The following is a 13,677-nucleotide window of genomic DNA, read 5'->3' as shown; positions in this document are numbered from 1 at the left end:
GAGGTGGTAATGGATTCGGAAGTGGCCCTGGAGGCGTCCGGCGGGCGAGCGGTCGTGTCGGTCGAGGCTCCTGCGCGTCTGCACATGGGCTTCGTGGACCTGAACGGCAGCCTGGGGCGTCGTTTCGGGAGCCTCGGGCTGAGCTTGGATGGCATCACTACCCAGGTCAAGGCGGCCAGGTCCTCCGGAGGGCTGAGCGTCGACGGGCCCGAAGCCCGGCGTGTGGAACGGGTGGCCAGGACGCTCGGCGAGTACGTGGGAAGCCCTCCCGCCGCCGACATCCGGGTTACGAAGGCCATCCCGCCCCATATCGGCCTCGGGTCGGGGACGCAGATGGCCCTGGCGGTGGGCATGGCCCTGAACCGGCTACTCGGCTGGGGACTCACAATCGAGGAGATCGCCTCCGTTACCGATCGGGGTGCCCGGTCGGGGATGGGGGTCGGCGCCTTCTGTGAGCCCGGGTTCTTCGTCGATGGCGGCAAGGGGTCGGGGGATGCCCCGCCACCGATCGTGGCGCGGGCTCCCTTCCCGGAATCCTGGCGCCTCCTCCTGGTGTACGACGAGGCGGGGCAGGGTCTGCACGGCAAGGGGGAAAAGGAGGCCTTCGAGACCCTCCTCGCCTTTCCGGAAGCGGATGCCGGGCATCTGGCCAGGCTGATCCTGATGCGGATCCTGCCCGCCCTCAAGGACGAGGACGTGGATGCCTTCGGTATGGGGGTCGGCGAGCTCCAGGCCATTATCGGGGACTATTTCGCGCCCGCCCAGGGAGGTCGCTATACCAGCCCGAAAGTGGCGGAAGCCATGGGCTGGCTTCAGGAACAAGGGGTCGCGGGAGTCGGGCAAAGCTCCTGGGGCCCCACCGGCTTCGCGGTATTCGGGGATGCCCGCCAGGCCACGCGGTATCAGCAGGCCCTCCAGGAGCGATTCAAGGGGGTCGAAGGGCTGCAGACGCAGGTGCTGGCCGGCGCCCGCTCGGGTGCCCTGATTCAGGAGCACCCGGGGAGCGGCGCCGATGCGCCCGAACCGCAATCGGCTACTTTCTAGCAAGGCATTAGAGGACGATAGGACACCATGGAACAACCGTACCTGCTGCACATGTTCGATCCCGAGAAGAACGTGAGCCCCTTCGATATCAACATGGCTTACGACGCCGGCTGGGATGCGGTGACCCCGTATACCGAGGTGGAAGAGGGCGATATTACCGACCTGGTGCAGGATGCCATCTTCTCCCGCCCCCCCAAGCTGGGCGCGCGGACCGGCATCTTCATCGGCGGTCGGAGCGCCACCGTGGCCAAGGACATGGCCGAAAAGGCCCGTGGCGCCCTGGTGCCTCCGTTCGAGGCTTCCATCATGGTGGACCCGAGCGGTGCCTTCACCACCGCCGCCGCCATGCTCGCCATGGTGGAGTCCCGCCTGAAAAGCCATCACGGCGGCAGCGGCCTGGGGGGCCGGAAGATCGTGATCACGGGCGGAACGGGCCCGGTGGGTACCACCGCCGGCATTCTCGCCGCCCAGGACGGGGCCAAGGTGGTTCTCGCTGGGCACAGCAGCCTCTCCAAGACCCAGGGCGTCTGCGACGAGCTGAACAAGCGCCACGGCGTTTCCGTGGAAGCGGGTGACGGAAGCAGCGATGAGGCGAAGGAAGCCCTCATGAGCGATGCCGAGATCGTGCTCAACTGCGCCGCTGCCGGCGTGCAGATCCTGAGCAACAGCCAGCTCGCCGCCGCGCCCAAGCTGCTCGTCGCCGCCGACGCCAATGCCGTGCCGCCGCTCGGCCTGGAAGGCGTGGATGTCCAGGCGGATGCCGCCCCCATCGAAGGTTCCGGCTCCGGCGCCATCGGCATCGGCGCGCTGGCCCTGGGTCCCCTGAAGTCCCAGGTGGAGCAGACCCTGCTGGAGCGGATGCGCCTCTCCGAGAAGGCGGAATACTTCCATTACGAGCATGCCCTGGAAGAGGCTCGCCGCAACGTCGACTGATCGAGGGTCCGGATCATGCTGGTGATCGCGGCTTCGGGAAGGATCCTGGCGCAGGCTGCCCACCGGGCGGGCAAGCCGGTCCGCGTTATGGACCGGTACGGGGATCTCGATACCCGGGCCGCCGCCGGCGAGGTCAAGGTGGAGCCCTTGGTGGGAGACCGCACCGCCGGTCCCGCGCTCATGGAGGCCATCGACCGGTTTTCCCCCATTTCCCGGGGCGAGTCGGTGGTCTGGGGCGGTGGCCTGGAAGGCCAGGCGGAGCTGCTGGAGCAGCTCGCCGAGCGCCGCGAGGTGCTCGGAAACTCCGGCGAGCAGGTGCGCCTGGTGAAGGATCCCGGCTCGTGGACCGCCTTGCTGAGTCGGCTGGATCTGCCGTACCCCGAGACCCGCCGGGAGCCCCCGGCGGATGGGGCCGGGTGGCTGAGCAAGATGCGCGGCGCCAGCGGCGGCTGGCACATTCGTCCGGCCGATGCGGAGGATGCCGGGGCGAACCGCTACTTCCAGCGGCAAGCCGCCGGCGCCCCCCATTCGGTCCTGTTCGTGGCCGACGGGGAACGGGCCCGCATCCTGGGCATCACGGAGCAGTGGACCGGCCGGGAGCAGAGCGGTTCGGCCGGGGATTTCCGCTACGGCGGCGCCCTGAGCCATGCCCCGCTTGCCGCCGACGTGGCCCGGGGCCTTACGGAAGCGGTGTCGGCCATCACCGCTGCCGTCGGCCTGCGCGGACTCAACGGATTGGATTTCGTGACCGACGGTCGCGAGCTCCAGCTCCTGGAGGTCAATCCCCGTCCGGTGGCCACCCTCGATCTGTATCGGGAGGGGCTCAATCCGAGCCCCTTTCTACTGCATCTCAGCGGCTCCCGGGGCAGCCTGCCGCATTTCCAGGCGCAGCCCCCGGGGGTGTATAGGGGACATGCCGTGGTTTACGCCGAGGAGTCCGTCCGGATCCCCCAGGGGCTCCTGGAGCACCCCTGGTGCGGGGATCGTGCCCCGGGTGGCACGTTCTTTCCGGAAGGCGCCCCGGTTTGCACCGTCCATGCCCGTCACGCCGACCGCGAGCAGACGCGGCGCCAGCTTTGGCGGAGGCATCGGTGGATCCGCGAGCAATTGCGGCAGGCCCCTGTTTCTGAACCAGCCTTTTCGGCCTGACTTAAGGAAGCCAGCTTATGGGAACGGTTGAAGGTACAGCGGCCAACTGGCCGCAAAGTGGTCTCAATGCCCAGGTCCAGCCCCTGGTGGAGGACCTGCTGCGGAATCGCGACTGGCTGCGGATCAAGACGGAGCGCACCGAATCCGGGGCGACTCTGGTGGATGCGGGCATCGATACCCTCGGCGGCCTGGAAGCCGGTCGGCGGATCGCCGAGATCTGCATGGCCGGTCTGGGCCGCGCCTCCATCAGCTCCAGCCAGCCCAGCGACCAGTGGCGGTGGCGGATCGGGGTAACCACCTGCGATCCCGTCCTCGTCTGCCTTGGCAGCCAGTATGCCGGGTGGATGCTCTCCTCCGAGGACGACGGCGGCTTTTTCGCGCTGGGCTCCGGCCCGGCCCGCGTTCTCGCCGGCAAGGAGGAGCTCATCCAGGAGCTGGGCGTGACGGATTCCGCCGACCAGACCTGCCTCGTCCTGGAGACCGACCAGCGGCCGCCCAACGGCCTGGTGGAGCAGATCGCCAAGGATTGCGGGGTGTCCCCCGGGAACCTAACCCTGATCCTTACCCCCACCTCCTCGCTGGCCGGCGCCGTGCAGATCGTTGGGCGCGTGGTGGAGGTGGCCATGCACAAGGTGCATGCGCTGGAGTTCCCCATGGGGCAGGTGGTGGACGCCGCCGGAAGCGCGCCCCTGCCGCCGCCGTCGCCCGACTTCATCACCGGGATGGGCCGCACCAACGACGCCATTCTCTTCGACGGCGAGGTGCACCTATTCGTGAACGGTCCGGACGATCAGGCGCGGCAGCTGGCCAAGGAGCTGCCCAGCTCGGCCTCGCGCGACTACGGCCGGCCCTTCGCGGAAGTCTTCCAGGCCTACAACGGCGATTTCTCCAAGATCGATCCGCTGCTGTTCAGTCCCGCCCGGGTAACCATTACCAACCTGGAGAGCGGACAGACCTTCCGCGGCGGAGAGGGCAACCGGAACGCCCTTAACGCCTCCTTCGGGGAAGGTGCATGAACGGTGAGGAGGTAGCCCTCCTCACCCATGAATTCGGCTGGCACGGGGAAGCGCTGCAGCGCGCCTTCTCCGAGCGGGCCATGCGGGCGACCTGGGTGCCCATCCAGGATTGCCAGCTGTCCACGGAAGCGGGGAGCCTGGGCATCCGGCTCCCCGGCTTCGAGCGGGGGCTCCCGGACGGCGCGTTCGTCCGCGGCATTCCCTCGGGAACCCTGGAAGAGATCGTTTTCTGCCTGGATATCCTCTACGCCCTGGTGCATGCGGGCGTGCCCGTCTACAACCACCCGAGCGCCATCGAGCGGAGCGTGGACAAGGCCATGACCAGCTGGTTCCTGGCCCGGGCGGGTATACCCACGCCCCCTTCCTGGGCGCTGCGCGACGCGGATCGTGCCGAGGCCGTGCGCAAGCAGGAGGAGGCCGCAGGCCACCAGCTGGTCCTGAAGCCCCTGTTCGGCTCCATGGGCAAGGGGGTGCGGCTCCTGGAGCGCGGCGAGCCCCTGCCGTCCCCCGAGGAGCTGGACGGGGTCTACTATTTCCAGCGATTCATCCCGCCCGCCACGGAGATGGGGTGGTGCGACTGGCGGGTTCTTGTGATCAACGGCTCGCCGGTGGGAGCCATGCAGCGCTTCGGGGATTCCTGGATCAACAATCGGGCCCGGGGCGGCTCCTGTCGTCCGGCGGTGGCCCCCGAGGCGGCGGAGCGCATGGCCATCGCCGCCGCCGAAACGGTGGGCCTCGACTACGCAGGTGTGGATCTGATCCAGGATCCGGCGGGCGGCTTCCAGGTCCTGGAGGTGAACGGCGTGCCCGCGTGGCGGGGACTGCAATCGGTCCTCCGGGAGGATCTGGCGGGGCGACTGGCCGACGGTTGCCGGGCCACCTGGACGACGGCGGTCCCCCGGGAGGTGGCGGAGTGACCCAGCTGGTGAGCGCCCGGCGCCTGTTGCCGCTGGTGCGGGGGGCCTTCCTGGCGGATGTGCGCTGGCTGAAGCCGGGCAATGTGAGTCGTTCCTCGCCGGGACACGGCATGACCGCCGTAGATTTCGAGCGCAGCGCCGGCCCCGCCGCCGAAGCGGTTGTCGCCGGCTCCGCCGGAGTTGGAGCGCGGGTCCGGGCCGGGGTGGAGGCCACCTGGCAGGTGGTGGACTGCAACACCAACCTGGGCATTCTGCTGCTGACCGCGCCCCTCGTGGAGGCGGCGCTGGCCCCCGCGGCTTCCGGGGACCTCCGGGCGCGTCTGGAGGGGGTTCTGGGCGGCCTTACCCGGGAGGACGCGACCGAGGCGTTTGCCGCCATCCGGATGGCCTCTCCCGGCGGGCTGGGGTCGAGTGCCCGGCACGATGTGGCCGACGCGCCCGACTGCACCCTTCTTGAAGCCATGGCGGAGGCCGACGATCGGGACGTGATCGCCCGTCAGTACACCACCGGCTTCTCCGGCCTGCTGGACATCGGGCTGGATACGCTTGGGGAAGGCCTGCGTCGCTACGGCCGCCGGGGACCTGCGGTGGCGGAGCTGCAGCTCGCCTATGTAAGCCGATTCCCGGATTCCCACGTGCGGCGTAAACATGGAACGCTAGCCGCAGAGAACCTGCAGGAGCGGGCAGGGCACGTACTGCGGTCGGTGCGGTCCGCCCACGATTCCCGCGCCCGGGAGCGGGTTCTCGCGGAGCTTGACCAAGCGCTGAAGGAGGAGGGAATCAATCCAGGAACGAGCGCGGATCTCACGGTTGCCACACTGATCGCGTTCCGCTTGGCGCGTATCGCGGAGCGCGCCGGCAGCACGGGGGGCTCGACGACCCCCTAGCGGCGGTCGAGCCCTCCGGCCGGTTTCTGCAAACGGATATCGAGGAGTAGTGCAATGGCGCAAGTAGCCAAGACGATGGTCGGAGAGGCCCTGGTAGGCGACACCAACGAGGTGGCGCACATCGACCTGATCATGGGCCCGGCCGGCACCGCCGCCGAGACCATGTTCTGCCAGACCCTGACCAACCAGAAGGAAGGGCACAACGGCCTGCTGGCCATCGTGGCCCCGAACCTGATGGTCAAGCCGGCCACCGCCATGTTCAACAAGGTGACCATCAAGGGCGAGAAGCAGGCGGCCCAGATGTTCGGCCCCGCCCAGCGCGGCGTCGCCATGGCCGTGGCGGATTGCGTGGAAGACGGCACCATCCCCAAGGACCAGGCCGACGACCTGTTCCTGAGCGTGGGTGTGTTCATCCACTGGGAGGCCGAGGACGACAACAAGATCCAGGACTGGAACTACGAGGCCACCAAGCAGTCCATCAAGAGCGCGATGGCCGGCGAGCCCAAGGTCCAGGACGTGCTGTCCAAACGGGGTGAAATGGGCCACCCCTTCGCCGCACACGAGTAGAATCCCCGGCGCGGGCCGGGTAGGGCGCCGCGCCCTACCCGGCCATTGAAGCCAGGTCTGCCGCGTCCAGACGGTTATCGTGGAGGGCGGACGCCACGAGCGCCCCCCGCGCTCCCGCCGCGCTCAGCCTCTCCAGGTCCCCGGACCCGCGTACGCCACCCGCCGCATACCAGTGCCGATCTGGGGCCAGGCCGCGGAGCTCTCGGATACCTTCCGTATCGGGTCCACGATCCGAGCCGACTCGCTCCAGCGTCATGAGCAGGATAGTATCGGGCCAAAGCTGAGTGGCCCGGAAGATGTCCTGCGGTCCGCGGAAGCCTTCGGGGCCGAAATCCAGGGAGAGAATGGGGCCGGGATCCAGAGGGGAGGCGGCCTCCAGGGGGGTCAGGTCGGCGAGGCTCTCCGAACCCAGTATCGGGCGGCACTGCCCCTGGAAGGGGAATTCGTGCACTGAGCGGGCATCGCGCAGGCCCTGGTCCAGCCAGAAGGTGACCCGGGGGTGACGGGCGATGAGCTCGGAAATTGGCCCAAGATTATCCCCCCGGCCCATAATGGCATCCAGGTCGGCCAGATAGACGGCCCGGAACGGATGCAGGTCCAGCAGGGCGTCGGCCACCGCCGACGGGTCGCTGCTTCCGGCCAGGGGGCTGATCCAGGGCGCGTAGGAAGCCCGGTGGCCGCCTTCGCCGCGGACCACATGGCCTCCCAGCAGATCGAGAACGGGTATCAGGTCCAAGGGAATCCACATGCGGGTGTTCGTTTACGAGCATTTTACGGGAGGGGGCTGTCGGGGCGAAATGCCTACCCCGGAGCTGATCGAGGAGGGCCGGGCCATGGTCGCCGCCCTGGTGGCGGACTTGGCGGCGATTCCGGAGGTGGAGCCCCAGGTAGCCTGGGACTTCCGCCTCGCCATGCCCGACCTGCCCGCGGAGGTGCTGCGCACCGTACCCGGAGAGCGCCGCGATCATTTCTGGGACCGGGCGATGAACGGATGCGGGGCCGTGTGGCCAATTGCACCGGAAAGCGGTGGAGAGCTGGAACGGGTCTCCCGCATGGTGCTCGAGGAAGACCGGGTGCTGCTCGGCTGCCGGCCGGAGGCGGTGCGACTGGCCGCCAGCAAACGGGACACCGCCCGGATCCTGGAGGAAGCGGGGATCCCCGTGGCGACCACCCGGGCCGCGGACGAGCCTCTACCGGAGTCGGAGCATGGCTGGGTGCTCAAGCCCGATCAAGGCGAGGGCGGACTGGACGTCCAGCGCTTCCCCTCCCGGGCGGGGATCGAGGGGGCCCGGGCCCGTCTCGCCGATCCGGAAAACTGGGTGGTCCAGCCATTCATTCCCGGCAGGGCATGCAGCCTGTCGCTGCTGATGGATGGCGTGCGGGGCCGCATGATCAGCAAGAACCATCAGCACGTATCCTTCCGTCCGGGGGATGCCTGCCTGGATGCGGTGCTTCCCGGGCCGCCCCCGGAAGGGGCGGCGCCCTGGTCGGAGCTGATATCCGCCATGGCCCGGGGGTTCCCGGGCTTATGGGGGTACGTGGGCATGGACTTCGTGGAAACCCCGGAGGGGCCCGTTGTGCTCGAGATCAATCCGCGGTTGACTACGGCCTACGCGGGTCTGGACCGGCAGGTGGTCGGCAATCCGGCCCGGGAAATCCTGCGGACCGCCGGCCTGGTTCCGGGCGGCGGTCACGCCACGCGGCAAAGGGCGGCCAATGACCCGTGAGCGTGTCATGGGATGGGATATCGGCGGGGCGCATCTGAAAGCCGCCGTCCTCGAAGGAGCGGATAACCTCCGGGTGCACATGGAACCGTGTCCGCTCTGGAAGGGTGTGCCCGAGCTTACCCGGGCCATGGGGCGCATACTGGAGCGGACCGGCTCCGGGGTGGCCCATGCGGTGACCATGACCGGTGAGCTGGTGGACCACTTCCCCGACCGTGCCCAGGGGGTGCGGGCCATCGTCCAGGCCGTGCGGGAGCGGCTGGCGGAGGAGGCGGAACCGCTCTTCTTCGCGCGCGACGGCGGGCTCCTCGACGCGGAAGGCGTTCTGGAAGCGCCGGAGGAGGTGGCTTCGGCCAATTGGCGGGCCACGGCCCAAGCGGTGGCGCGATCCTGCCCCTCCGCGCTGCTGGTGGACATCGGCAGCACCACCAGCGACCTGGTTCCCCTGCGGGCGGGGAGCGTGGCCGCGGCGGGTGATTCCGACGCCGCCCGGCTCCGGGCGGGGGAGCTGCTCTACACGGGGGCCGTACGCACACCCGTAATGGCCCTGGGTGATCGGGTGCCCGTGGCGGGTGCCTGGGTCCCGCTCGCGGCGGAGTGGTTCGCCACCACCGCCGACGTGCATCGGCTGCGCGGCGTGCTTCCGGAGGGGGCCGATCTGGGCCCCACGGCGGATGGTGCCGCCGCTGATCGGGAAGGCAGCGCCCGGCGCCTGGCGCGCATGGTCGGAAACGACGCGGAGGCCGGTGATCCGGCCCCCTGGGAGCGGTTGGCGGAATATCTGGCGGAAATGCAGCTCCGCGACCTGCTGGACGCCGCCTACCTGGTGGAAGGGCGCCTCGGCCTCGATCGCGATGCACCCGTGGTCGGGGCCGGCGTCGGCCGCTTTCTGGCGTCGGCCATGGCGGAGCGGCTGGGCAGGCCGTACCGCGACTTCAAAACGCTGGTGGCCCCGGGTGCATACAAGGCCGGCCCCGATCCCGCTGATTGTGCCCCGGCCGTCTCCCTGGCCGTCCTGGCGAAAGGAGCGTTCGAGTGAAGGGCTGGCCCCGGATCCATGAAATCCCCTACTTCCCGGATAGCGCGGACCGCTTCTCGCTGATCGCCGATCACCCCTGGGCGATCTTCCTGGACAGCGGCTCCCCGTACGGCGCGCATATTCCCAATAGCCGCTTCGATATCCTGTCCGCGGATCCCTGGGCAACCCTGACCCAGAAAGAGGGACGTATCACGGTCCGGACCCGGGAGGGGACCCACATCCACCGCGAGGATCCCTTTACCGTACTTCGCGAGTACCTCCGGCCGGAGCCCGTGAACCGGCTCGATCTGCCGTTTACCGGTGGCGCCATGGGCTACTTTTCCTACGACCTGGCCCGGTCCCTCGAGTCGCTGCCGAGCACGGCAGAGGACTCCGACCACCTTCCGGAGATGGCGGTGGGCATCTACGACTGGGCCGTGGTGGTGGACCATGCCGTGGGCAAGGCTTGGCTGGTGGGCTACGGCCGCGACCCCGAGACCGCCCGAAAATGGTCCGACCTGGTGCGGCTCTTCAAGGCGCCGGTGCCGCGCTCCTATGGCTCGGGGCTCGAGCTCCGCTCGGAGATATCCTCCAATCTGGACGACGAGGGCTATGGGCGTGCCTTCGAGCGCGTCAAGGAGTACATCCGGGCGGGGGACTGCTACCAGGTCAATCTGGCGCAGCGCTTTTCCGCCCAGACCGAGGGCCATCCCTGGAGTGGCTACCGTGCGCTCCGTGCCTCCAACCCCGCGCCCTTCGGGGCCTACCTGAACGTGCCGGGCGCCCAGATCCTGAGCAACTCGCCCGAACGATTCCTTCAGGTGGCTCAGGGCAAGGTGGAAACCCGGCCCATCAAGGGCACCCGGCCCCGCTCGGAGAGCGCCGACCGGGATCGCGCCTTGGCGCGGGAGCTGGTGCACAGTCCCAAGGACCGGGCCGAGAACGTCATGATCGTGGACCTGCTGCGCAACGACCTGGGCCGGGTCTGCACCCCTGGATCGGTGCGCGTTCCCGAGCTGTTCGGGCTGGAGAGCTTCCCGACGGTCCATCACCTGGTCAGCACGGTGACCGGTACGCTGCCGCCCGAGCGGGACTCCCTGGACCTGCTGCGCGCCTGCTTCCCGGGCGGCTCCATTACCGGTGCCCCCAAGATCCGGGCCATGGAGATCATCGAGGAGGTGGAGCCCCATCGGCGCGGCGTCTATTGCGGCAGCATCGGGTATGTGAGCTATGACGGCACCCTGGACTCGAACATCGCCATCCGGACCCTGGTGCACATGGACGGCGTGGTGCGGTTCTGGGCCGGCGGAGGACTGGTGATGGACTCCCAGCGAAGCGACGAATACACGGAGACTTTCGACAAGGCCGCGGCCATGCTCGAGCTGCTGAATCATGCGAGGGCGGAGAATGTGGGTCATTAAGGTAGGCGGAAGCCTTTATGACAAGCCTTCCCTGGGCGCCTGGCTGGACCAGCTGGCCTGTTACGGGTCCGGTCAGGTGGTCATCGTTCCCGGTGGCGGGCCCTTCGCCGATCAGGTCCGGTCCGCGCAGCGGGATTGGGGCTTTCCGGATTCCATGGCGCACCGCATGGCCATGCAGGCCATGGACCAGTTCGGCCATATGATGATCGGCCTGCGCCCGGACCTGGTGGCCGCCAATTCCCTCGGGGAGATCCGGGAGGTCTTGTCCCGCGGACAGGTACCCGTATGGATGGCGGGCCGGGATGCCGCGGGCACCCAAGTGCCGGCCTCCTGGGACATCACCTCGGACAGCCTGGCCGCCCATCTCGCCGGGCGCCTGGAGGCGGGGCGGCTGTTGCTGGTCAAGTCGGCCTCTTCGGGGGATGGTCCGAAAAGCGCCAGGACCCTCTGCCGGGAAGGGCTTGTAGACCCGGCCTTCATGCATTTCCTCACCGAGGGGGTGTTTTCCGCCTGGGTCGCCGAGGAAGGCGATTACGACCAGCTCAGGGACATGCTCTATGCGGGGGTTCCCCTGGGTGTGCAAGTTGTACTATCCTTAAATGGTGCGGCCGAGGCGTGACGTAGGTCGTGAACTGTATTCAGAGGAAGGCTGGATACGCGGCGAATACCGCCCGACACTAATTCCTATCTCCTTCCGTTTGCAGCATCACTCCCCCGGGTATTCCTTCCGGACCACCAAGAAGGGGTTCGGGGCCCGTTACCAGAATGGAAGCTTCTGGGCTGTACCAAACGCCCTCGGGACGTTCTCCCGCATTGCCGAGCGCATTGCATGGTACAGAGGGCCAGGGTATGCCATTTTACTTATTGAAGCGCGTCATCCCTCATTCTTGAATGAAGCCTGGGGACGGGTCCCACCGGGAGCCGGGAAGGGTTCTGCATGCACGCGGATACCCGGCATGAGCGCGTTACGGTTCCCGGAAACCGGCGGGTCCAGATCAATCATTCAAGGGGTTCAGCCATTACTGCCGAAGTTCAGGAACCGAGTCATAACGAATGGGTCTGGACAGCGGTCCACCAGCCCTGGAGCCGTCCTCCTTCGCTGACCAAGGAGGTGCTGCGCTCCTGGACGCGCTGTCTGGACGAGCTCGGCCTGGATCCCGGCAGCCGACACGAAACCGTTTACCTGGCCGACCCGGAGCTGCGTGCCCGGCAGGAGCGTCTTCAGACCCTCCTGGAGATCAGCAAGGTGGAGATGAACAATCTCTACCAGCAGGTGGCCGCCTCGGGCTATGCTATAATCCTGTCCGACGCCGAAGGCGTGGTGCTGCACCAGGTTAGCGACCCCGAGCTGTCCCGTACCGTCTGCAGCCGCGGGCTGCGCCCCGGAGCGGTATGGAGCGAGCGCTTCGAGGGGACCAACGGCATCGGCACCTGCCTGTTCGAGCAAAAGCCCATCGTCATCCATCGCTCGGAGCATTTCCTCACCCGGAATATTGAGCTGACCTGCTCGGCGGCCCCCATCTTCGACTCCCAGGGGCAGCTCATGGCGGTGCTGGATATTTCCGGTTGCTCCACCATGGCCCAGCAGCACTCCCAGGTGCTGGTGCACATGGCCAGCCAGATGATCGAGAACCGGGTTTTCCTCAACAGCTTCCGGGACCATTACCTGATCCGTTTTCACAGCCGGCCGGAATTCGTGAGCACCCTGGGAGAGGGGATCCTGACCTTCGACGAGGACGGCAAGTGCCTCGCGGTCAACGGCAGCGCCCATTTCCAGCTGGGCTACGAGTCGCGCGCGGATCTCGTCGGGCGCAACATCGAGGAAGTGCTCCACCTTTCCTCCGAGGAGCTGGTGGACCGAGCCCTGCAAGGTATGCTGCGCACCCAGCCCGTTCACGAGCGGCAGCACGGCAAGCGTTTTTTCGCCGTCGTTCAGCCCCCGGAGGGGAGCGTCCGCATCGGAGGAGGCGGTGATCCGGGCCGGCGGCCCCGGGATATTCAGTCGAAGGACTCGGGCCCGTCGGAGCCGGGCGGGGAAGGTACCGGCCTGGATTTCGGCGATACGCGCATGGCCCGCAACCTGGCCCTTCTGCGCAAGGTGGCCGACCGGGACATCCCCGTATTGCTGAACGGTGAAACCGGAACCGGCAAGGGCGTTCTGGCGGAGACCTTCCACAAGCTCAGCCATCGGGCCGAGGAGCCCTTCGTCGCGGTGAGCTGTGCGGCCATCCCGGAAGAGCTTATCGAGAGCGAGCTGTTCGGGTATAAGCCCGGCGCCTTTACCGGCGCCAGCCGCCACGGACAGCAGGGTCGAATCCTTCAGGCCAACGGCGGTACCCTGTTTCTGGACGAGATCGGGGACATGCCCCTGAATCTCCAGGTCCGCCTCTTGCGGGTCCTGGAGGAGCGGGAGGTGGTGCCTCTGGGGGGCGATTCGCCGGTCACGGTGGATATCCAGATCGTCAGCGCCACGCACCAGGACCTCGAGGAGCTGGTGGCCCAGGGGGGCTTCCGGGAGGATCTGTACTATCGCCTGAAGGGGGTTCAGGTGCTGGTTCCCCCTTTACGGGAGCGCGAGGACAAGGACGCGCTCTTCCAGCATCTGGTGGAGGAGGAGAATACCGAGGACGTGCCGGTAACGCTCGATGCGGAGCTCCTGGAGGTCCTGAAAAACGAGCCCTGGCCGGGCAACATACGGCAGGCGCGGAACACCTTCCGAACCATGCTGGCCTTGCGGGAGTCCGACCGATTGACCACCGCGGATCTGCCTCCGGAGATGCTGAGCCGCCCGAAGGCGGTTCAGCAGGGCGCGGAGGTCCCCGACGCCGGACCCCGCGGCGCCCTGGAGATGGCCGAACGCGAAACCCTGCAGCGGATGCTGGACGAGAACCATTGGAACGTGAGCGCAACGGCCGAGCAGCTAAATCTGAGCAGGAACACGCTCTACCGGAAGATGAAGCAGTACGGGATCAAGCGTCCCAAGTAAGCCCGCCCTTTGCAG

Annotated in this window: 13 protein-coding genes; 12 read left to right on the top strand and 1 reads right to left on the bottom strand. The window is 67.8% G+C overall.

Going from position 1 to position 13,677, the window contains the following annotated elements; all coding sequences use genetic code 11:
* Positions 1-9 precede the first annotated feature (9 nt).
* From ACERLL_RS10180 to fae, 7 genes are read left to right on the top strand one after another with little or no spacing between them, the layout of a single operon-like run.
* The gene (locus ACERLL_RS10180) at positions 10-1,044 is read left to right on the top strand and encodes a beta-ribofuranosylaminobenzene 5'-phosphate synthase family protein (RefSeq protein ID WP_373655979.1); all 1,035 of its coding nucleotides are present in this window, start codon (positions 10-12) and stop codon (positions 1,042-1,044) included.
* Between the two features lie 27 nt (positions 1,045-1,071).
* Positions 1,072-1,977: an NAD(P)-dependent methylenetetrahydromethanopterin dehydrogenase gene (locus ACERLL_RS10175; RefSeq protein WP_373655978.1), complete on the top strand. Its 906-nt coding sequence runs from the start codon at positions 1,072-1,074 to the stop codon at positions 1,975-1,977.
* A 15-nt stretch (positions 1,978-1,992) separates the two neighbouring features.
* On the top strand, positions 1,993-3,126 hold the full coding sequence (locus ACERLL_RS10170; protein WP_373655977.1) for an ATP-grasp domain-containing protein: 1,134 nt from the start codon (positions 1,993-1,995) through the stop codon (positions 3,124-3,126).
* Positions 3,127-3,143: 17 nt separating this feature from the next.
* A complete protein-coding gene (gene mch, locus ACERLL_RS10165; protein WP_373655976.1) occupies positions 3,144-4,142 on the top strand; it encodes a methenyltetrahydromethanopterin cyclohydrolase in 999 nt (332 codons plus the stop codon).
* A complete protein-coding gene (locus ACERLL_RS10160; protein ID WP_373655975.1) occupies positions 4,139-5,059 on the top strand; it encodes an ATP-grasp domain-containing protein in 921 nt (306 codons plus the stop codon). Before mch ends, ACERLL_RS10160 begins: the two co-directional genes overlap by 4 nt.
* Positions 5,056-5,946: a triphosphoribosyl-dephospho-CoA synthase gene (locus tag ACERLL_RS10155; protein WP_373655974.1), complete on the top strand. Its 891-nt coding sequence runs from the start codon at positions 5,056-5,058 to the stop codon at positions 5,944-5,946. The genes ACERLL_RS10160 and ACERLL_RS10155 overlap by 4 nt, the downstream gene beginning before the upstream one ends.
* Positions 5,947-6,000: 54 nt before the next feature.
* Positions 6,001-6,513 (top strand): formaldehyde-activating enzyme, encoded by a 513-nt coding sequence (gene fae / locus ACERLL_RS10150; RefSeq protein WP_373655973.1) that lies wholly within the window; start codon positions 6,001-6,003, stop codon positions 6,511-6,513.
* A gap of 34 nt (positions 6,514-6,547) precedes the next feature.
* Here the strand turns inward: fae and ACERLL_RS10145 are convergent, their stop codons facing one another.
* Positions 6,548-7,261, bottom strand: a complete 714-nt coding sequence (locus ACERLL_RS10145) for a HisA/HisF-related TIM barrel protein (protein WP_373655972.1) — start codon at positions 7,259-7,261, stop codon at positions 6,548-6,550.
* A gap of 49 nt (positions 7,262-7,310) precedes the next feature.
* Here ACERLL_RS10145 and ACERLL_RS10140 point away from each other — a divergent pair, with 49 nt between their 5' ends.
* The 5 genes from ACERLL_RS10140 to ACERLL_RS10120 all read left to right on the top strand — a co-directional run bounded on the left by ACERLL_RS10140 (position 7,311) and on the right by ACERLL_RS10120 (position 13,662).
* Positions 7,311-8,240 (top strand): ATP-grasp domain-containing protein, encoded by a 930-nt coding sequence (locus ACERLL_RS10140; RefSeq protein WP_373655971.1) that lies wholly within the window; start codon positions 7,311-7,313, stop codon positions 8,238-8,240.
* Positions 8,230-9,276, top strand: a complete 1,047-nt coding sequence (locus tag ACERLL_RS10135) for a hydantoinase/oxoprolinase family protein (protein WP_373655970.1) — start codon at positions 8,230-8,232, stop codon at positions 9,274-9,276. The genes ACERLL_RS10140 and ACERLL_RS10135 overlap by 11 nt, the downstream gene beginning before the upstream one ends.
* A complete protein-coding gene (gene pabB / locus ACERLL_RS10130; protein WP_373655969.1) occupies positions 9,273-10,676 on the top strand; it encodes an aminodeoxychorismate synthase component I in 1,404 nt (467 codons plus the stop codon). The genes ACERLL_RS10135 and pabB overlap by 4 nt, the downstream gene beginning before the upstream one ends.
* On the top strand, positions 10,663-11,295 hold the full coding sequence (locus tag ACERLL_RS10125; protein WP_373655968.1) for an amino acid kinase family protein: 633 nt from the start codon (positions 10,663-10,665) through the stop codon (positions 11,293-11,295). The genes pabB and ACERLL_RS10125 overlap by 14 nt, the downstream gene beginning before the upstream one ends.
* 318 nt (positions 11,296-11,613) lie before the next feature.
* Positions 11,614-13,662, top strand: a complete 2,049-nt coding sequence (locus tag ACERLL_RS10120; RefSeq protein WP_373655967.1) for a sigma-54-dependent Fis family transcriptional regulator — start codon at positions 11,614-11,616, stop codon at positions 13,660-13,662.
* Positions 13,663-13,677: the final 15 nt, after the last annotated feature.

The organism is Thiohalorhabdus sp. Cl-TMA, assembly GCF_041821045.1.
GTDB classification, from domain to species: domain Bacteria; phylum Pseudomonadota; class Gammaproteobacteria; order Thiohalorhabdales; family Thiohalorhabdaceae; genus Thiohalorhabdus; species Thiohalorhabdus methylotropha.
The sequence above is the reverse complement of the archived record's forward strand: the minus strand, read 5'-3'. Positions and strand labels throughout refer to the sequence as shown.

Bases quoted from the DNA above. Each gene is read 5' to 3' on its own strand.
- ACERLL_RS10170 (WP_373655977.1), top strand. From the start codon at position 1,993: ATGCTGGTGATCGCGGCTTCGGGAAGGATCCTGGCGCAGGCTGCCCAC.
- ACERLL_RS10125 (WP_373655968.1), top strand. From the start codon at position 10,663: ATGTGGGTCATTAAGGTAGGCGGAAGCCTTTATGACAAGCCTTCCCTG.
- ACERLL_RS10160 (WP_373655975.1), top strand. From the start codon at position 4,139: ATGAACGGTGAGGAGGTAGCCCTCCTCACCCATGAATTCGGCTGGCAC.
- ACERLL_RS10120 (WP_373655967.1), top strand. From the start codon at position 11,614: ATGCACGCGGATACCCGGCATGAGCGCGTTACGGTTCCCGGAAACCGG.
- mch (WP_373655976.1), top strand. From the start codon at position 3,144: ATGGGAACGGTTGAAGGTACAGCGGCCAACTGGCCGCAAAGTGGTCTC.
- ACERLL_RS10140 (WP_373655971.1), top strand. From the start codon at position 7,311: ATGCCTACCCCGGAGCTGATCGAGGAGGGCCGGGCCATGGTCGCCGCC.
- fae (WP_373655973.1), top strand. From the start codon at position 6,001: ATGGCGCAAGTAGCCAAGACGATGGTCGGAGAGGCCCTGGTAGGCGAC.
- ACERLL_RS10180 (WP_373655979.1), top strand. From the start codon at position 10: ATGGATTCGGAAGTGGCCCTGGAGGCGTCCGGCGGGCGAGCGGTCGTG.
- ACERLL_RS10145 (WP_373655972.1), bottom strand. From the start codon at position 7,261: ATGTGGATTCCCTTGGACCTGATACCCGTTCTCGATCTGCTGGGAGGC.
- ACERLL_RS10135 (WP_373655970.1), top strand. From the start codon at position 8,230: ATGACCCGTGAGCGTGTCATGGGATGGGATATCGGCGGGGCGCATCTG.
- ACERLL_RS10175 (WP_373655978.1), top strand. From the start codon at position 1,072: ATGGAACAACCGTACCTGCTGCACATGTTCGATCCCGAGAAGAACGTG.